This is a genomic window from Oceanobacillus sp. FSL W8-0428 (assembly GCF_038004405.1).
In the GTDB taxonomy this organism is placed as follows: domain Bacteria; phylum Bacillota; class Bacilli; order Bacillales; family Amphibacillaceae; genus Oceanobacillus; species Oceanobacillus sojae.
Genome location: NZ_JBBORB010000001.1, coordinates 3,523,023 through 3,543,568, shown reverse-complemented (window position 1 = coordinate 3,543,568; position 20,546 = coordinate 3,523,023). Strand labels below are relative to the sequence as shown.

The 20,546-nt window shown below is 38.0% G+C and carries 14 protein-coding genes; 2 read left to right on the top strand and 12 right to left on the bottom strand.

Annotation, left to right across the window (positions count from 1 at the left end):
• Positions 1–76: 76 nt before the first annotated feature.
• The 8 genes from MKY30_RS16895 to MKY30_RS16860 form a co-directional block, all read right to left on the bottom strand.
• A complete protein-coding gene (locus tag MKY30_RS16895) occupies positions 77–1,234 on the bottom strand; it encodes a DUF418 domain-containing protein (RefSeq protein ID WP_307725828.1) in 1,158 nt (385 codons plus the stop codon).
• A 2-nt stretch (positions 1,235–1,236) separates the two neighbouring features.
• Positions 1,237–4,953, bottom strand: coding sequence for a helicase-exonuclease AddAB subunit AddA (gene addA / locus MKY30_RS16890; protein ID WP_339285968.1), 3,717 nt, complete (start codon positions 4,951–4,953; stop codon positions 1,237–1,239).
• Complete coding sequence (gene addB / locus MKY30_RS16885; protein ID WP_339285967.1) at positions 4,946–8,443, bottom strand: helicase-exonuclease AddAB subunit AddB; 3,498 nt, start codon at positions 8,441–8,443, stop codon at positions 4,946–4,948. The genes addA and addB overlap by 8 nt, the downstream gene beginning before the upstream one ends.
• A gap of 905 nt (positions 8,444–9,348) precedes the next feature.
• Positions 9,349–9,897: a signal peptidase I gene (gene lepB, locus MKY30_RS16880; RefSeq protein ID WP_339285965.1), complete on the bottom strand. Its 549-nt coding sequence runs from the start codon at positions 9,895–9,897 to the stop codon at positions 9,349–9,351.
• 158 nt (positions 9,898–10,055) lie between these two features.
• Complete coding sequence (locus MKY30_RS16875) at positions 10,056–10,694, bottom strand: TVP38/TMEM64 family protein (protein ID WP_147208098.1); 639 nt, start codon at positions 10,692–10,694, stop codon at positions 10,056–10,058.
• 332 nt (positions 10,695–11,026) lie between these two features.
• Positions 11,027–11,500 carry a competence protein ComK gene (locus MKY30_RS16870; protein WP_147208100.1) on the bottom strand — a complete coding sequence of 158 codons (474 nt, stop codon included), beginning with the start codon at positions 11,498–11,500 and terminating at the stop codon, positions 11,027–11,029.
• Positions 11,501–11,757: 257 nt separating this feature from the next.
• Positions 11,758–12,753 carry a lipoate--protein ligase gene (locus MKY30_RS16865; RefSeq protein ID WP_156985447.1) on the bottom strand — a complete coding sequence of 332 codons (996 nt, stop codon included), beginning with the start codon at positions 12,751–12,753 and terminating at the stop codon, positions 11,758–11,760.
• A 74-nt stretch (positions 12,754–12,827) separates the two neighbouring features.
• Positions 12,828–13,556 carry an MBL fold metallo-hydrolase gene (locus MKY30_RS16860; protein WP_147208104.1) on the bottom strand — a complete coding sequence of 243 codons (729 nt, stop codon included), beginning with the start codon at positions 13,554–13,556 and terminating at the stop codon, positions 12,828–12,830.
• Between the two features lie 108 nt (positions 13,557–13,664).
• Between MKY30_RS16860 and yhfH the strand changes: the two genes are divergently transcribed.
• Together yhfH and pepF are read left to right on the top strand one after the other, a co-directional pair.
• A complete protein-coding gene (gene yhfH, locus MKY30_RS16855) occupies positions 13,665–13,796 on the top strand; it encodes a protein YhfH (protein WP_077603296.1) in 132 nt (43 codons plus the stop codon).
• Between the two features lie 340 nt (positions 13,797–14,136).
• Complete coding sequence (pepF, locus tag MKY30_RS16850) at positions 14,137–15,957, top strand: oligoendopeptidase F (RefSeq protein ID WP_341084872.1); 1,821 nt, start codon at positions 14,137–14,139, stop codon at positions 15,955–15,957.
• A gap of 104 nt (positions 15,958–16,061) precedes the next feature.
• Here pepF and MKY30_RS16845 read toward each other — a convergent pair whose 3' ends face one another.
• From MKY30_RS16845 to hemE, 4 genes are all read right to left on the bottom strand, one after another.
• Positions 16,062–16,610, bottom strand: a complete 549-nt coding sequence (locus tag MKY30_RS16845; protein ID WP_186813518.1) for a GNAT family N-acetyltransferase — start codon at positions 16,608–16,610, stop codon at positions 16,062–16,064.
• Positions 16,611–16,894: 284 nt separating this feature from the next.
• Positions 16,895–18,307: a protoporphyrinogen oxidase gene (hemY, locus tag MKY30_RS16840; protein ID WP_341084870.1), complete on the bottom strand. Its 1,413-nt coding sequence runs from the start codon at positions 18,305–18,307 to the stop codon at positions 16,895–16,897.
• Positions 18,307–19,242, bottom strand: coding sequence for a ferrochelatase (gene hemH, locus MKY30_RS16835; protein WP_147208112.1), 936 nt, complete (start codon positions 19,240–19,242; stop codon positions 18,307–18,309). Before hemH ends, hemY begins: the two co-directional genes overlap by 1 nt.
• A 116-nt stretch (positions 19,243–19,358) precedes the next feature.
• On the bottom strand, positions 19,359–20,396 hold the full coding sequence (gene hemE, locus MKY30_RS16830) for a uroporphyrinogen decarboxylase (protein WP_147208114.1): 1,038 nt from the start codon (positions 20,394–20,396) through the stop codon (positions 19,359–19,361).
• Positions 20,397–20,546: the final 150 nt, after the last annotated feature.

The window sequence follows — 20,546 nt, the reverse complement described above, 5'->3', positions numbered from 1 at the left end:
TTTGAACATCCTCTATAATACCATTTTCTTCCCTAAGATGACATTTTAATGTCCCTTTGTCAACAAATCGCCATGATTAACGTCTAAACGGCTGCATTTTTTTATATGTGATACATCTCCATAACCACTCGACAGGTCCAAACTGAAAATAACGAAGCCAAATCGTACTGCCGATAATTTGCAGGCAGAAAATAACAAGGACAATCAAAATTTGCTGAACAGGACGAATTTCTCCATAAAGTCCGAAACCGGCACCGTAGAAAAGACAAAAGGAAATAACTGATTGGAGCAAATAATTGGACAATGCCATTTTGCCAATCGGTGTCAGTACACGAAGTATTTTTCGTGGGATATCCTGTTGCCACAATAACGTAATGGTGGTCAGATAGAAGACTGCGGATGCTGTCCCTCCGATGTTATCCTGCACAAGAGCAAACCAGAGCGGGTTACCAAATAGATAAGGTCCGATTTTAAACAGAATAAATACAACCAATGAGAAAGCCCAAATCTTTTTCAATATACTCCTGTAGGAGAGTGGATCATGAAGCCATCTCTTTCTTGCCAGATACATCCCAAATAAAAATAAAGGGAGAATAATGAATGGGTATATAATAAAGCCTAAAAGTCCATTCGACAGCTGCCAATCTTGAAAATTTTGCGCCAGAATAATAGATAAATCATTGGAGCGATAGCTTTGAAAAGCCTGCTCTATTTCGGATGTATTACCCAGAACAATAAAATCCCTTGCTAAATACTGCAGACCTGTAAATGCAATTGTTGAAAATCCTAATAGACCAATCCCCCAGCCTGCCAGGGTCTTATCTCTGCTATTTAAGAATAACAGCAGTAAAAATCCCATCGTTCCATAGGTTAAGAGAATATCTCCATTCCAAACCGCAAAAGCATGGATGATTCCAAAAACAATTAATGTTCCCAGTCTTCTTCCGAAAAAAGCATATGGTGAGATTTTCTTTTTATCCAGGCTATCCTTTTGAATTTGAATCCCAAAGCCAAAGAGAATAGAGAACAAAGTGTAAAAACTGGCTTGAAAGAAGATATCAATAAAAGCCAGACTAAATTGATCAATTCCAGCAGTCCAGGCATCTTCTGCTCCTCCATAGAGAAAATAAGGAGCAGAAAATGATCCTATATTAACCATGAATATACCTAAAATTGCAAAGCCTCTTGCAGCATCTATCCATTCTAAACGTTTATTCACTTGATAAGGTTGCACTATTATTCTCCTTTGATAAGAAGCTTTTTAGAAAAGAAATAAAGGTATGTTTCCTTAACAGGCTGTTTCCAGATTTCTTCAATTGCATACCGGTAAAGCTCCAGCTGTGTTTTATACCGTTTTCTCAGCTGCTCCTCTAATTTTTCCGTAACATCTTCTGTTATCATATCTGTTTTGTAATCAAGAATAATACAGCCCTCTTTCTGAGGAATAATACAATCGATAACCCCTTGGATTAATACCTTTTCTTTCACGGGATCCTTCCAGTCTGGATATACTTTTTCCGCTGGCAGCATCAAACTGAATGGCACTTCTTTATATACTCTATTCTCCACAAAAATTTTCTGGGCGATCGTTGATTCTAAAAAATCTACAATAGCTGAAGCGGAAACACTTTCCGCTTCGGGAGCTGACATTTTCTCCTCTTGAACCAGTTTCTCAATAAACTCCTTCACTTCCTCTTCGGATAGTTTATCCTTCAAAGGAAGATGCTGCATCACTGTATGCAGTGCAGTTCCCTTCTCAGCCGCAGTTAATTTTTTTTCAGCCTGCATAAATCTCGGTCTGTTTGTAATCGGACGTATCGCAGATTGAGGAATCATTCTCTCATCACTGTATGCATCTTTCTGCTCCTGCTGACGTTTTAATTCTGTTACAGATTGCTTTGCACGGGAGTGTACAGCCTGTTGATATGGATATTGATAGGAAAGTCGTCTATCGACCCAACTATCCAGGTCTTTATAATCCTGTTCAAGCCGGTCCCAATTTCTGATTTGATTTTTTAATGCATCTTGTTTTTGCTGTAGCGTATTTTCAAGGAAAATAAGATCCTGACTCGGATGAATTTGTACATCCCACTTTGATGAGTCCTGTGTGATTTCAGATAAAACGCTGGTTCCTATCTCCTCTTTTCTCAAAATTTCTGCTTGCGGATGACGGATCAATGCAGGTCCGACCCAATCCAGATAATTCTTTGCTCCAACCCGAAAATACGCCGGTAACACCCAGTCTGCATGATGAGCAATCCATGACCATGATGCTTTCCGCTTCTCTGCAGAATTGACTGTTCCTACCATAAACAACTTCTCTTCTGCACGTGTTAAGGCTACATATAATAAGCGGATTTCTTCCGACAGCTGTTCTCTTCTGATTTTTTCTCTCAACGCATGATAAAATAAAGTTGAATATTGAATCCGTTTATCAGGATCAATAAATTTACTGGCAAATCCCAGATCTTTATGAAGCAGATATTTCTCGTTTAAATCCATCATATTAAATTCTTTATCCATACCTCCGAGTATCACAACAGGAAATTCCAAACCTTTACTTTTATGAATCGTCATTATCCGGACAACATCTTCCTGTTCACTAAGGGCACGTGCAGCACCCAAATCCTTCTGCTCTTCTTCCATTCTTTCAATAAAGCGCAGGAAACGATATAAACCTCGAAAAGAGGTCTCTTCATAGCTTCTTGCCCTGTCATATAAAGCCCGTAAGTTTGCCTGGCGCTGTTTACCGCCGGGGATGCCTCCAACAAAATCATAATAGCCGGTCTCCCGGTATATTTGCCATATTAATTCTGACAACGCTCCTTGCTGCGCAGATTGTCTTAATGTATCCAACAACTCCCGGAATTCTTTTAATTGTACTGTAACCTGATTCTCTTCTTTTTCCAAATATGCTATAAGAGCATCATAAAAATTCCCATGGCGATTTGCTAATCGAATTGCTGCTAAATCATTTTCTTGCAAACCGACAACGGGCGAACGCAATACAGCGGCCAGCGGAATATCCTGACGCGGATTATCAATTATCTTTAATAAACTGATCATGACCCGAATTTCAATCGCTTCAAAGTAGCCTGATGTTAATTCTGCATAAACGGGAATGCCTTGTTTTTTCAGCTCATCCATAATAATAGGTGTCCACGTCATGGAACGCATTAAGATTACAATATCACGATACATCAAATTTCTATGCTGGCCAGCTCCCTTATCTACTACTTGCATAGGTGTATCTGTACCTTCAGTGCCAATCCATTCCCGGATTTTTTTAGCATAGGCCCGTGCTTCAATTTGTGCTTTTTCTAAATCTTCTCCTGTCTCTTCCGCTTCTCCAGACTTCTGTCCTTGAGGAGTATCAATCATCAGCAATTCCGGATTAGAATGAAGTGGAAATTCATCATACACACGATTACCGTAAATAAGCTCGGCATCCTGGTCGTATTCAATATCACCGACCTCTTCATCAAAAAGCTGACGGAATAAATAGTTAGCGCCAACCAGCACCTCGTTCCGGCTTCGGAAATTCCGGTTCAAATCAATTCGTTCGGCAGGATAATTGGTTGCTGCAAACTTTTTATATTTCTCAATAAACAGGGAAGGCTCTGCGTGTCGAAATCCATAAATACTCTGTTTCACATCACCAACCATAAACATATTTCCATTATCCTCAGGATTACGGACTAACTGAAGAATACTTTCCTGCACAAGGTTTGTATCCTGATACTCATCAACGAGAACCTCTTTAAACTGCTTTTGCAGCTGCATAGCAATGGAGGAAGCACCGATTAGAGCACCTTCTTCATCTGTCTCCATTAAAATCTCCAGGCAATAATGCTCTAAATCGTTAAAATCAACAATAGCCTGTTCCTTTTTACGATGCTGAAACTTATCCATATAGTTTTCTACCATAGAGGTCATCTGTTTTAAAACAGGAGCCATGCCCTGCATATCCTGAATGTGGGCAGCCAGATTGCGGACAAACCATTTTTCCTTCATTTTGTCCCATCTGTCTTTGACTTTTTTTCGGAAAGCCTTCACCTGTTCCCGTTTCTCTGGATTATCCTCTATTTTTTTTCTTGATAAAGCCGCAAACTTCGTATCATGAACAAATTGGTGTAATTCATCCCATTTTGATAATTTTCCCGCCGCAGCTTCCAGCACCGCGGTGTCTTTTTCCAACGCATCCAAATAATGATATGGCCCATCAGGCTCTCTTGCCACAGCAATAGCTAAAGCGTTCTCTTGCTTCATTGCTTTCAATTGGTTGGTAATCTCTTCCTTGACTTCCTGGAGCCAGGGAATGGTTTCTTCTGTCCAGTTTTCCTCTATTTCGTAATTTGCTGTCAGCTGGTGCAGCCACTTTTTTGGTGACGGATGTTGAACTGCAAAATTTGCTGTTTTCAGGATTAATTCTTCCACATCCCGATCACTTCTATCATTCGAAAAACGGTTTACTACTTCAAAAAATTGTTCCTGCTCCTGATTCGAATCATCATACCAGCCTTCCAGCAGATCATCCAAAACCTCCCGCTTTATCATATCCATTTCTACATCATCGGCAATGCGGAAAGAAGGATCTAAATCAATCATATATGCATTTTTCCGTACAATATCTAAGCAAAAGGAATGCAGCGTTGAAATAGACGCTCTCTGTAATAAAGAAAGCTGTTTTTTTAAATGAAGAGATCCCGGTTTTTCAGCCAATGACTTCTCCAGTGCTGCTCCGACTCTCGCCCGCATTTCCTGTGCTGCTGCGTTCGTAAAGGTAACAACGAGTAATTCATCAATATTAATCGCATCTTCTTCCTTTAAGAGTTTCTGAATAATACGCTCTACGAGGACAGCTGTTTTTCCAGAGCCCGCTGCTGCGGCTACAAGGATATCCGTACCGCTTCGATAAATTGCCTGTTCCTGTTCTTTTGTCCATTTAACCACGGATTTCCCCTCCTTTTAGCCGCTCAATAATTTCTTTTTCTTTTATATTTGGTATTTTTCTATAATTATTTCCCTGCAATGCCGGGTCAAATTGACAAACTGCATGAAAAGGACAATACGTACATGCCGCTGTATCCTTCTTCAAAAACGGATTAATCTCTACACCGCCGGATGTCATATCCAGCCCTGCCTTTTCAAGCAATACGTGGATATGGTTTTTAAGCTTATCAAAGGTATCATTATCCGCAATTTTCGAATGATGGTTGAATGTCCCATCTTTTTTCAGACCAGCAGGAATAATATTACTTGTCCCCATTTCTAACGATTCGTCCATCGCCCTGGCGATTTCTTCATCAGATAAAAGCAGCCCTCTCATTTTATAAGACTTAAAAATCTGTCCCTCTATATCACTGTCTATTTTTTCTTTATCCAGATTAATCATTGGATTGTGCACATGGAAATAAAGGACGCCTGCCGGATTCGCCTGCTGACCGAGCCATTTTTCCGAATGTGTCAATACAACATCTAAATAAGTTAACATTTGCAGGGCGAGGCCATAATAAACCTCCAGCAGATCCAAAGCACGTGAGCTTGATTTATAGTCGATAATCCGCAAATATAAATCCTGATGAAGCTCTGCTTTATCTACACGGTCAATCCTCCCGCGTAAGAGAAGCTCATAGCCATTTTCCAGTGGCAAAATAAGCGGCGGCAGCGGACTGTTCTTCTCTCCAAAACTGAGCTCCAGACCTACCGGGCTAAAATCTGTCTGTCTTGCCTGCTCACTTAATATAAATGCTGCTCTGGCAATTATTTCTTCCAGCTTCTGCTGAATATAGGTATAACGATTGGAGCTATGCAGAATTTGATGCTGGAGCACAGGTGATAATTTTTGAATTGCCCGGTGCGCGTAACTCGCTGATGTTTCCCTGGTAAGCAGTTTGAAATCTGTTTTTTCAGTTTGAACCCACTCTGTAATTAAACGTAACGCCTCATGAAATAGTTGTCCAATATCAGGAGCGTCTAATTTATAAGTCTGCCGTTCCTGTAAATTCAGGCTGTAACGGGCAAAATGCTGATAGGAGCAGCGATAGTAGGATTCCAGCCGGCTGACACTTGCTTTGATTTGTTTTGGATAAAGCTCTTCAGCTGTTTCTTTATTCAATTGCTCTGGCTGGTTTTTATAAAATAAACCTTGTAAAATTCGGTAGGTCATCCCATACTTCGGCTGATTTTTCACATACCAGTTGTAAACAGCAAACCAGGCTTCACTAATCTCATATCCCCGCTGCAGCCTGGCAAATTGCGTTGTCAGAGCAGCCCTGGTTTTTGTCTTTGTAGTAATAAATCTCAGTGTATCTGCAGTATCTTCCACATCCTGAAATAATAAATGCTCCTGGCATTTCGGAAAAAGATCCTCAATCCTGCTGATTACTTGAGAAGGAACTTTCGCTTTTCCCTCTTCATCACTGATTGGATAACTAATCATCAACCTATCCTTGGCAATCGTTAACGATAAATAGATATAAAACCAATCATCAAGCAGCTGTCTTTTTCCGTTTTCAGCAAGCTTTAATCCGTTTTGCTCCAATAGCTCTCTTTCTTCATCATCAATCATGCCGTCTACCGGCGGCTTCATTGGCCATACTCCTTCATTTACACCAAGTAAAAAAGCACAGCGGACACCTGACATCCGCGATCTGTCAATGGTTCCCACTAATACATGGTCCATCGTAGGCGGGACATGTGAATACTCTAATGCTTCAAATCCCGCATTGATCGATACATTAAAGGTAGACAAATCCAGTTCTTCATCACCGGCAATCTCGACCATTTCATCCATCAATTGTATGAGTGCATCCCATACCTGCTGCTGCTCCCTTCCTTTTTCAGGAATACCCTGCTCATCAAAGGAAGCGCGCATTTCCTCCAGCTGTTCAGGAACCCCCAGTGATTCCAGCCAAATAAAAATAGCTTCACAGCGTTCTTTAACGCTTGCGGCCGTACGAAAGCTCTCATCAAAAGACTTTAACGCTTTTGTGATTTGGTCCCGGTATCTGTTGATTTCCTCCTGCATTTTGCTTTCAAAGCTCGTCTGCGCAGCCTGGTCAAACCCACGGAAGCGCTGATATTTCCATGGCTTATCATCTAACCACTGCTTCCGATAACGAATTCCGTACTCTATTGTATAATTCTCCAATTGATCAATTGCATCTCTTGTTAGTGGAAACTCCTCATCACTGGCAGGTATAAATTCTGTTTTTAAAACACGGAATATTGCATCCGAGCGCCAGCCATTTTCAATTGCTTCCAGCATCGAACGGATCAACTCAATTAAAGGATGATGCAGCATAGAGCGTTTCTGATCAAGAAAGACAGGAATATTATAATCTCCAAAGATTGTTTCAATTAAATCAGCATATACATCTGATTGCCTCATTAAAATAGAAATATCACGATAGCGATATCCACCGTCTCTTACCAGCGAAAGAATTTCCTCTGCAACACCTTCTACTTCTGCACGTGGATGAACCGCTTCAGCTATTTGAATGGGCGCATCTTCTGTATACTCCGGAGAGGGACGGACATCGAAATTTTGTTCCAGATGGGCAAAATAGGTCCGATCTTTAAATTGATCGTCTGCCGGATTTAAATAAACTGACTGTTCGAACGAAATCCCGGTTTCCTCGGCAATAGCTGTCAATTGCTGATAGGTCAGGTTTGTCTGATAAAAGATATCTAACTCCTCCAGCTTTTCTGCATTGGCCGGATCTAACGTCAAACCGATATGAACAGCAGCACACTTTTTCATTAATTCCCCAATCACGGATATTTCCTGCGGCGTAAAACGATGAAAGCCATCTATATAGATATGTGCTCCCTCAAGCATGCTGGCTTTTGGAATTTTTTCCTTTAATATTTGTAATCTGTCTTCATTGTCCATATAAGAATGCTGCAGCTGTTTAAGAAGCTGTTCATAAATATAAATGAAATCATCCAGTTTTCGTGCTAATCCCATTTCCGATGGAGATTGATGGACAAATTTGTTTAATTGATCCTGCTGGGCTCGAAGTGTGTCAGGTGTAATTTCATATCTTTTAAATTCTCGAATAACGGATTCCAGCTGATCAAGAAATCCCTGCTTTTTCATTGCTTTTTGAAATGCCATCCAATCTCCATTTTTCTCAGCAATAATTTTCCGAAGCATCATTTGTGTTCCAACCGAGCTGATAAAAGGCTGTAGCCCTCCTCCTGTTTCTTGTAAAACGCGCCATGCAAGTCTTGAAAAACTGGCTACCTGGGCCCTGATACTTCCACTTAAATGCTTCCGGCTAAATAAAGAGGTTTCTAATTGAAATGTCATTTGATCCGGAACAATGTAAAAAATAGCCGGTCCTATTGGCTCTTTTTGCAAACGATTTTCAATATCATTCATCATCCATTCACTTTTATCTGTACCGGATCTTCCTAAAATAAATTGTACAGTCAATCGCACACACTCCTCTTGTAGTGACATATGTATTTATATATCGAGCACATTCTATTAATGTTCAAACACAAATTTTCTTTTCTATTTTTCATACAATTATCTAACATAACAGTAAAGCGAAATAATCCCTGCCAACACAACAATAATACCGTATATAAAAACAGGAAAAAAAGCGGTGAAGGACGAGGGCTATTCAGCAATTATTTCACTTGAAGTTACCAGGATATAGTCTTCTATTTAATTTTTCCAGTAATTAGTCTATTTTATAATTTGCTTGCTTCAATACACGTTTTATATGAAGAAGCTTCCCTAATTTTAATGGTTAATCACCTGCTAAACAATATATTTATAAATTAACAAAACAAGAATTAAAATAATAAACATGGCTGTTTTATCTGGAGTAAACAAAGCTGCGAGCATTGCAAATGATACCAGTACAAATAAAGTGGCCTGTACCTATATTCCTTCCTGTTTATATGCATCTCACTACTCCTGCTGCTCCTGTTAATACAGCATATAAACCGATTAAGAAATAAATAATAATTGACATTATACTCCCTCCAATCTTTTATTATTCATACTATAAAAGATAGAGTTAACTCCATGTCAATTATATTTAATATACCAGTTCTTGGGCATTTATCATTCATATTTTCAAAGATATTCTAATATTGCCGAAGGAGCTTCTTCACATACATTTACATAAAATGATGAAAATGACTTACTTTCAGTTTGAGTTTTATACTTTTTTAAGTGCGAAAAAAACTCCTATCTTTATTTTAGCAAAGATGGGAGCCTGTTCCTAATAAAATTATTTTATATTTTCTTCTGTTCTGCAGTGATAAGATTCTGTCCATAAGGATATTCAACGATGGCAATTTCCGCTGTTGAAACGTTCACTTGAATTAACGAGGCTGCTTAAATAACTGTGTTATCGGCCAATAAGTAATGTCAACCTTTCCAACCACCTCATCCACAGGGACAAAGCCAATGGACCTGCTGTCTAAGCTGTCTCCGCGGTTATCACCTAATACAAAAATCTGATCTTCTGGCACAGTCTCCTCACCCGTTATTTCAAGAAGGGTAAAATCTTCTGTTAATGGCTTCGTTTCTGCATTATCTTTTTCTTCCTCCAGAAAATCCTCAGCAATATACTCACCATTTACATATAACTGATCATCCTTGTATTCTACGGTCTCTCCCGGTAATCCGACTACCCGTTTTACATAATCATTTTCTTCGGTTGCATGAAATACAATAACATCAAAACGGTGGATATTTGAAATGTTACTTGTGACCGTATTTACCATCATTAAATTTCCGTCATAGAGTGTTGGTTCCATGGATTTTCCATTGACAACATAGTTCTCAAATAAAAAAGCCCGAACAATTACAAACACAGCGATTAACAAAACAGCTACAATAGAAACCCTTAAATAATTATATTTTTTCACTGTTATTCTTCCTTCGCTTTAGTTTATTACTTACATCATACCCCAAAGCAAAGGATTCTAACCTTTCTATCACAGACAGGAAGTACATATGCGTCAAAAAAAGCCCCGCTGGATAAAGGTTCACTTTATTTTCCAGCGGAGTTTTATCATGTAATGTATTATCCACTATGCTTATCCACTTTTTTATGAAGCCTTTTCTCTAAAAACTTACCGAACATCCAAAAAATAACAATACCTATACCGACTACAATCGTCCGTACCGGATTCTGGGCAAATTCCATGATACTGGAGCCGACGTAGGAAATAGAGAAAATCATTACTGTCTTTCCTAAAAGTACAGCTAATATAAATGGGTAGATATTGATTTTGGACAAACCTGCCACGACATTGATAACAGAAGACGGGGAAAACGGGAAACAAAGCAATAAGAACAAAGGTCCAAACCCATGTTTTTCCACCCATGCCGTAATTTTGCTCACCTGTTTATTATGGCGAATCTTTTTTAATAGCCTTGTATTTCCTAAACGGCGAATAACCAGAAACACAATGACAGCACCAAGACTTGCACCAAGCCAGGAGTACAGAAAGCCTTCAAATAACCCGTAGGCGGCTGCATTTCCGAGAACAAATACAATGAGCGGCAAGAATGGTAAAAAAGCTTCAAAAAAAGGCAATGCAATACCAGGCAATGGTCCCAACCCTTCATATTGCTCCAGCAGCTGACGGATAAATTCCTCCCAGCCTTCTTCTTTTAAATATTCCTGCCAATTTGAAAATGTAATATTCATTACGTACATGCGGTCAGTCTCCCTCAAAATTCCAACAATCTTATTGATGATTATATGCTACTGCAGATTTTTTGAAAAGTATAAACTTCTCTATTAAATGAAGCTTAACAAACTCAAATTGTCACCAGGGTTTACTTTTTTATTATTTTAATATTTATTCATGCTTCAAGAAAGAAATAAGCAGAGAAGTATTCATAATGATATTCTTAGAAAATAACATTATTTTATGCAGTTTTTATTATAAAAGATTTTTTTGCACTATCTAGGTAAGGGGAAATCTTAAGTTAGTGAGAATCTTTTGGAAGGAAAGCAGAACATAATAAATTTAACCATACAGAGCATTATTTATAGTCAAACGCAGTGCTCCGCTCATCGATAAGAAAGCGAATTTGGGCTGTCCGCTGTATTTGATTGATTACAATACCGTGAGAAACCTCTACATCAATCGTTTTTCCATTTTTAAATAGAATTTGTGTGGATGTACTGTCTATTTTTTTCACTTCATCTATATGGGAATGTGAGATCCAGGAACAGCTTTCATGTGATGGGGATTTCGTTGGGAAGAAGTACATCCTGTTTCTTGGGTCAACCGGTATTGGAGTTTTATGTGTGATACCAGAAATACTTTTAATACCATTTTGTCTGCCTTTTAAATCAGATCCAAAATAGGCGCATGCATACTCGATCACTTTTGTCGGTTTTCCTTCTAATACGTATTCTACTTCGTCTTCTAAAACTCTGGAAACATATTTCCCGTTTTCATCTTTAACAGATATTACCGCCATGGTATAAGGCGTTATTTCTCTCATTTTCATTTCGTATGCCTCCTAATTACCCAGTGACATAAGTGAGGTTAGAATTATTATAGCACTCAAATAAGTAAAAAGATATATTTATTTTGAATTTTTGTGTTAATTTAAAAATAAAAAGAAATTAGTAAAGCTAAAGTATATATTGTTTCAACTAAAATAATCTCTTTCTGCCAATCTATTATTTACTGATAAAAAAACTCCATTCTTTTCAAGGCTTTAATCCGCGCTTTAGAATGAAGTTTTTTCTATCTCAAAATGTATTAATAAAGCAGTTCTAAAAATTCTTCTTTAGAAATCCTTCCAAGATAATGTGAAACATCAATCTGGTCCAGTGCTTCTTTAATGGCATCACGATTATGGCGGGTGCCTGTTAAAGCATCCTCCAGCTCTTTTACATTACCTATACCAAAGAAATCACCGTAGATAATACAATTTTCGATAACTCCTTTTTTTACATCTAAACGGACATCGACCAGCCCGCCGGGAAATTTCTTAGACTCCTGATAGTTGAAAGAAGGTGATTTACCATAATTCCAATCCCATTGCTGATAACGTTTTTCCGAAATCTCGTAAATTTTTTCCCAATCATCCTCAGTTAACACATACTGTGGAACATCTTTAACATCTTCAACATCAAAGATATATCGCAAAATTAATTCTTTAAACTCATCCATTGATATCGGATTATCAAGATATTCAGCAATATTCGCTACACGGCTGCGGATGGATTTAATTCCTTTAGATTCAATTTTGATTTTCTTCACCTTTAATGCTTTGGTTAATTCTTCTAATTGTGAATCCAGCATTAAAGTTCCATGGCTGAACATACGTCCGCGTGTAGAGAACATGGCATTACCCGAGATTTTTCTTCCTTCTACCGCTAAATCGTTTCTTCCCTGTAATTCAACTGGAACACCGATATTATTTAAAGCATCAACAACAGGCTGTGTAAATTTAGCAAAGTTTTGGAAGCTGTCGCCATCATCCTTTGTGATAAAACTGAAATTTAAATTCTGTTCATCATGATAAACAGCTCCGCCTCCGGAAAGACGCCGGACAACTTTAATTCCTTTTTCATCTACATAGTCCGTATTAATTTCTTCAATAGTATTTTGGTTTCTTCCAATAATAATAGAAGGACTATTTACATAAAATAATAGATATGTATCTTTCTCACCAAAATTTTCAAGAATATATTCCTCAATAGCCAGATTGATACGAGGATCAGTAATTCCTTTATTATCAATAAATTTCAACTTAATTCCTCCCTTATTTTGCTAGTCCTATTTTAACGCATAAACCATTGCAAATCAAAACTTCTACCTAGATACTATTCCCATACATATCCTTCACCTGCTAACACAATTTCACCTGTATAAATCTGTTTCGCTTCTTCTTTCAACTGTTCTAGTACACCGAATTGTGGCAGATGACTGAGCACTAACTGCTTTACGCCAGCAGACTGTGCAATACTTGCTGCTTCCTCACTGTTCATGTGTCCTGCTTTTGTTCCATCCTGCCCTTTAAAATAGTTGCAGTCTGTTATCAGTAAATCCGCCCCTTTTGCAAATGGAATCCATGCTTCTGTATAACTGCTGTCTGCAGTGTATACAATTGTCTTTTTACCATCTGTAATACGCATTCCAAAGCATGGAACCGGATGCTCTGTTCTTAAAAATGTAATCTCAAACGGACCTGCTTTTAAAACTTCATCCGGATGATAAGGAACCCCCTCTGTATATTGATGTGACAAAGAAAGGTAGCCATCTTTATCTTCCAAGTGACCGTATATTTTCAATTTCTTTTCATTATTATTAACATAATAATCAATGAGCTTCGCATACTGTAATACACCGATATCTGCTACGTGATCATGATGATAATGTGATAAAATCACTGCATCTAATTCAGATACAGAAAGGAATTTCTGAAGCTTGGACAAAGATCCGCTTCCCATATCCAGCATAAGTTTATAATTATCTTTTTCTAATAAGTAGCTTGATGTAGCACCATCCTTATTGGGATAGCCTCCCCAAAATCCAATTATAGTTAATTTCATTCTAACCTCTCCTTATATTTTATAAAATTGTATCAATACAGTATTGACACAAATAAACTGTTATAGTACAATATTTTTAAATCAATTAAAACCTTAGGAGGAATTGAAATGACTGGAATTATCGAATTTTTTAAAAATCTGCCAAAGAAGAAATGCGCAAAATGCGGGAACGCAATAGTAAATGAAAAAGCAGACTGTTATGGTAATATTTGCGATGATTGTGATTATCCGGGACGTTAAAGCTGTCAGTAATCGGACTATTATAAATTACTGTTTTTAACGCCTTGTTTAATAAAGTGAAACTTCAATCAGTGAGGAGTTCCTTCCTCCCCACTGATTGGGACTGCGATAAATTATGATTTCCCATAAGTTATAATCCTTCTCCTGGATAGCCTGTTATATGGCTATTCTTTTTTTGCATTCCTTTATTTTGCAAATTAACTTTTGAATTATTTAAAAAATCCTATAATTTTTTCTCTTCCTGTACTATAATTAATTAGGTAGTCGAATTAATTGATAAAGTATTGCTGTATCTTTATTTTCTTTTACATGGATCAATATTTCAAGTATTTAGGGAGGAATGAATATGTCAAATTCAAACAGACAATATCGGAAAGATGTTCCAGTCGAACAAACATGGGATTTAACAGATCTTTTTCCAGACAAAGAGAGCTGGGAAAAAGCACTACAGTCAGCCGTTCAGGAAGCTGAGCAAATAACGGCTTTTAAGGGGAGACTTTCTGAGAGTGCAAAGACTTTGTCCAAGGCTTTAAAAACAACAGAGGCTTATCAACAGAAGGTTATTCACGTTGCTGTTTATGCTAATTTATTAATAAGTGCAGACGGAAGCGACCCTTCTAATCAGAGTGCCGCAGCTAAAAGCGGCGCTGCTCTGGCAGAAATCAGTTCGAAGCTTTCCTTCTTTGAATCAGAGCTTCTTAAGCTTACTTCCTCAGACATAGAACAGTTTATAAAAGACGAACCGGAACTCGAAACATACCGTAAATATTTATTTGATATTCTTGAAAAGAAAGAGCATATCCTTTCACCTGAATTAGAGGAAGCTTTCTCTGCATTAGGTGAGGTATTAGACGCACCGCATAATATCTTTTCGCGTAGTAAACAGTCCGATATGCAGTTTGAAACAATTGTTGATGGACAGGAAAATACACAGCCAATGAGTGAACCACTATACGAAGAAAGCTACGAATATTCTGAGGATACTGTGTTGAGAAGAAACGCATATGCATCATATGTAAATACGTTTGAACAATATAAAAATACGTATGCAGCAACGTATCAGACAGAAATCACAAAACAAGTACAGCTTTCTAAATTAAGAAAATATGATTCTGCCACAGATATGCTTTTAGCTCCGCAGCAGGTTACAACAGAAATGTATCATAATCAATTAGATGTCATTCAAGAAAAATTAGCACCGCATATGCGGAAGTACGCAAAGTTATTAAAGGAAAAGCTTGGCTTAGAAGAATTGCGCTTCTGTGATTTAAAAGCACCGCTGGATCCGTCTTTTAACCCGAGCACGTCTTATGAAGATGCTTCGGAAACAATCTTAACCGCATTAGATGTTATGGGCCCAGAATATTTAGAAGGAATGAAAAAAGCACTATCAAACCGTTGGGTGGACCGTGCTCAAAACGTCGGCAAGGCTAATGGCGCTTTCTGTTCCAGTCCTTATGGAGCCCATCCATATATTCTTGTGACCTGGGCTGACAAGATGCGCAATGCTTTTATTTTAGCTCATGAGCTTGGACATGCAGGTCATTTTTACTTAGCTGGTAAATATCAGAGTTTATTCAATACCAGACCATCGACTTACTTTATCGAAGCGCCTTCTACATTAAATGAGTTACTGCTCGCAGATCATTTAATGAAGACAAATAAAGACGATCCGCGTATGAAACGCTGGGTTATTACACAATTATTAGGAACATACTATCATAACTTTATTACACATTTATTAGAAGGAGCGTTCCAGCGCAAGGTTTATGCACTTGCTGAAGCCGGAACACCATTAACTGCCGATGTTTTATGCAGGGAAAAACGTAATGTTTTAGAATCCTTCTGGGGTGATACAGTTACATTTGATGAAGGGGCTGGATTAACCTGGATGCGCCAGCAGCATTATTATATGGGCTTATATCCATATACTTACTCTGCGGGACTTACCGTTTCTACAACTGTCGCCAAACGAATTAGGGAAGAAGGACAACCAGCTGTTGACGATTGGTTAAATGTTTTAAAATCGGGTGGTACGAAGAAACCACTTGATTTAATTAAGGATGCAGGCATCGATATGTCCGATCCGGAAAACATCGAGATAGCTGTCAATTATGTCGGTTCTTTGATTGATGAATTAGTCGAAAGCTATTCCGAATAAAATTTATTTGTCAAAAACCAGGCTGGACATGAGGACAGCCTGGTTTTCTTGGATATAAAAAAAGACTGTCCCCTAATTAACCTGCAAAGACTGAAGAGAATTTTTTAACCTCTACTTTCCCATTCCCCTCTTAGCATACCGTAGACTTCTCTGTCATGTAATATATCTCCAATCACTTCATCGGCCCGGATTGTCCCCTCGTGTTTAAATCTGAGTTTTTTAGGAATAGCTGCGCTCCTGCTATTCTTTACCGCTGTTTTTATTTCGATTTTATTTAATTCCAGTTCATTAAATGCATAATCTGCCATTGCAGCACAGACACTTGTCATAATCCCCTTTCCTGTGTAAGCTTCTCCAAGCCAATATCCAATTTCAGTTTTCTTTACCTTCCAATCAAAATATAAAAATCCAGCAGAACCGGCTAAGTTTCCCTTATACCAAATGCCCACCCAAAAACCTTCCCTATTCACAAAACGAAATAATGACCTTTGTATAAAGTATTTTGAGTCTTCCAGCTTATTGGTTACAGACGGAAAGTTTAACCAATTGCCTAAAAACACTTTATTTACTGTCACTAAATTGAACAATGTTTGTGTGTCATTTTCTTCCAGTAATGAAAGCATAATATCCTCATTAACCTGATTATTAAGCAATGCTTCTCCTCCTCTTCTCTGTCTCTCGATTATATTCACAAACATGGTTATCTGGTAATGTCTATAACAATATTTCTTTAAAGTATAAAACAAAACCTCACTTAATGGGAATTTTTGTTCTTTCTCCAATAAAAGCTGATGCCATAATTACTTTGCCTAGGCAAGGGATTTTATGTTTATTTCATCAAAAATATTGTATTTAATGCCCTGTTAAGCAAACAACTTCATAATAAAAACAGCTATGAAATTATTTTCTATTTCACAGCTGTTATAAAATCAATTGTTTATTTATTTTCAGTTAATGCTTTGAGCGCCAATTCAGCACCTTTTTGTCCATGTTCAATACAATCTGGAAGCCCTGTTCCATCATAGGAACTGCCGATTAATGTCAAGTTGGGAAGATGACCGGCTACATAGTCTCTGATACGGCTGACAAGATCTAAATGGCCAGTGTGATACTGCGGGCGGGCCCCGATAAATCTTGTAATCTCATAGAATAAAGGCTCTCCCTTGATTTTCATCACTTTGTTTAAATCTTTTAACACAATATCAACCAGTACCTCATCCGATTCCTTCACTATCTCCTGATCTCCAGGCTTACCGACATAGCAGCGCAGTAAAGCTTTCCCTGCAGGTGCAGTCCCTTCCCATTTACGATGAGTCCAGGTGCATGCAGTAATTCGGTAATTACTGTTTCTCGTCACCAAAAATCCGGTTCCGTCTAAATCACGTTTAATCTGCTTTTCATCAAAAGCAAGCACAACATTAGCTGTTGATGTCGCAGGAATATCAAATAATTCCTTTAATGGCTGATGTTTGCTTAGCATCCCCGGGACCTGTGTATGCGGTACTGCAACTAAAACAAAATCTGCAGCTAAAACATTTCCAGAATCTAAAAGAAGATGATACCCCTCTTCTTTTTTCTCAATATGGTTTACTCTATTATCACGGATAATTTCTATAGTATCCAACTGTGCTTCAAGTTCATCAACAAGAGTTTGCAAACCATTTGTAAAAGAGAAGAATTGGCCTTGAGCAGGCTTTGCTTTTCTATTTTTCTCAGGCTTTGGCATTGTCTTGGCAAGACCTTTCATTACGCTGCCGTAATCTTGCTCCATCTTCCCAAAGATTGGATAAATTGCTTGAAGACTCATTTTATCAATATCACCAGAATGAATTCCAGAAAGCAAAGGATCAATTTGATTATCTACAATTTCATTCCCAAAACGGCGTCGCATAAAATGCCCTAAAGATTCATCTTCTGTACTTTTATTCTTTGGTTTAATTAAATCCATCAAACCACGGATTTTACCTGATAATGTAAATGATTTAGAACGCATGAGCGGCCCAATTTCCTTTGGCACGCCCATAAATGCACCTTTTGGCATTTTATGTAATCGATTTTGAATAAGCATAAAGGATTGACCTGTAGAGTTATATCTCGTTTGATTAAGAATACCTAATTCCTTTGCCAGCTCCATTGCAACTGGTTTACGTGCTAAAAGAGAATCTGGTCCCTTTTCAATTGTAAATCCATCACGTTTTATAGTATGGATCCGGCCACCAAGGCGGTTTGAACCTTCTATCAGAGTAATTTCGATTGGAAGCTTTGCTGATTGCACCTGTTTTTGAAGATGATAGGCGGCAGACAATCCTGTCACACCGCCTCCAACAATGACTACTCTTTTTTTATCCATCAGGAAGCACGCTTAACTTTCTTTAATACCACATTTGCTAATGTTTCAATAAATTCTGGACGGGCATTTGGCATTTCCGGACGATAGTAGCTTGCTCCAATCTCATCACAGACTACTTTACATTCATGGTCGTTATCATATAAAACTTCCAGGTGATCTGCTACAAATCCAACAGGTGTATAAACAAATGCTTTGTATCCCTCTTTGTTATACAATTCACGTGTTAAATCCTGAACATCTGGTCCAAGCCATGGGTCCGGTGTATTTCCTTCACTTTGCCAGCCAACTTCGTAATTCTTCACATCTGCTGCTTCAGCTACTAATTGTGCTGTTTCCTCTAATTGCTGCTTATATGGATCTCCATTTTGAAGAATTTTTTCAGGAAGACTGTGAGCAGAAACAATTAATACAGATTTTTCTTTTTCCTCAGCAGGCATTTCCGCAAAAGCTTTCTGCACGCCTTTTGCCCAGAAGTCAATAAACCCCGGTTCTGTATACCAATCTTGTACGGATTCGATTTTCATACCATGATTTTCTGCTGTACTATTAGCCCTTTCATTATATGATTTAACACTGAATGTAGAGTAATGGGGTGCTAAAACAATAGAAACAGCTTCTTTTATTCCATCCTTCGCCATTTCTTCTACTGCATCCTCAATAAATGGTGCAATATGTTTTAACCCGATATACGCTTTAAATTCATACTCATCCTGCACTTCATTTAACTTGCTTTCTAACGCATAAGTTTGTTCTTTTGTTATTTTTGCTAAAGGTGAAATGCCGCCGATTGCTTCATAACGGTCCTTTAAGTCCTGCAACGCTTCAGGATCAGGCTTTCTGCCATGGCGAATATGTGTGTAATAAGGCTCAATATCTTCTTCTTTGTACGGAGTTCCGTATGCCATTACTAATAATCCTAATTTCTTCTTTTCCATTATCAATACACCTCGTTACTTTTTGTTTAAGAGTAAAAATTTAGCTTATATGCATCTGTTCTAAGGACATGGTAATAACTGATTTTAAACAGTTATTACCAGGCTATGAACTTTTCTTACTTTTGCTGTGAATAATTGTGAATAAGGTCCGTCAATCGTTTTAATGTTTCCGGCTTAATATCAGGAGTAACGCCATGGCCAAGATTGAAGACATAACCTTCTGTGTTCATACCCTGGTCCAGTATAGCTTTCGTTCTTTTTTCAATTGTTTCCCAATCACTAAGTAAAATAGCAGGATCCAGATTTCCTTGTAATGTTTTTGTGACACCTAGGCTTCTGGCTTCTTCTACAGAAGTACGCCAATCCAAACCAATTACATCTACTGGCAAGTCATTCCACTCCAGTAATAGATGGCTTGCACCTACGCCAAAGGTAATCAGCGGAACATCATACTTTTTCAATGCTGAAAAAATATCTGTCATTACCGGTTTAATAAAATAACGGTAATCTTCCACGTTTAATGCGCCAACCCAAGAATCAAAGATTTGAATAGCACTTGCTCCAGCTTTAATTTGTGCTTCCACATAACGAATAATCATACTTGCTAACTTATCCATTAATGCAAACCAAGTCTTCGGCTCACGATACATTAATGCTTTTGTTTTCGTATAATTTTTAGAAGGGCCACCTTCAATCATATAGCTTGCTAATGTAAATGGCGCTCCGGAAAAGCCTATTAATGGTACATCAAGCTGCTCCTCAGTCAATAAACGGATTGTATCAAGGACATATGGGACATCACTTGACGGATTAATCTCACCGAGTTTTTCCACATCCTGAATGGTCTGGATCGGTTTTTCAATAACCGGGCCAATTCCACTTTTGATCTCTACATCAACTCCGATAGCCGGAAGAGGCGTCATAATATCTTTATAAAGAATAGCCGCATCTACTCCATAATTTTCAACTGGAAGTCTTGTAACATAAGCACAAAGCTCTGGCTGATGGGTAATTTCAAAAAGGGAATACTTTTCTTTTAATGCCCGGTATTCTGGTTGTGATCTCCCAGCCTGACGCATAAACCAGGCTGGTGTGTAATCTGTTTTGTTTCCGCGATAAGCGTCTAAAATTGTTGTGTTTTTCACTTTTACCATGCAACGTTCATCCTTTTATATTCTTTTTCCATCTCTAACTATATCTATTTATCACGCTCATGTATAGGGAAGAGAATTGTTTGTCATTAAATTGTCTCATTTTAAAATAATTCTAAAGAAATATCTTTTACAGTGTGCATTCAAAAAGTA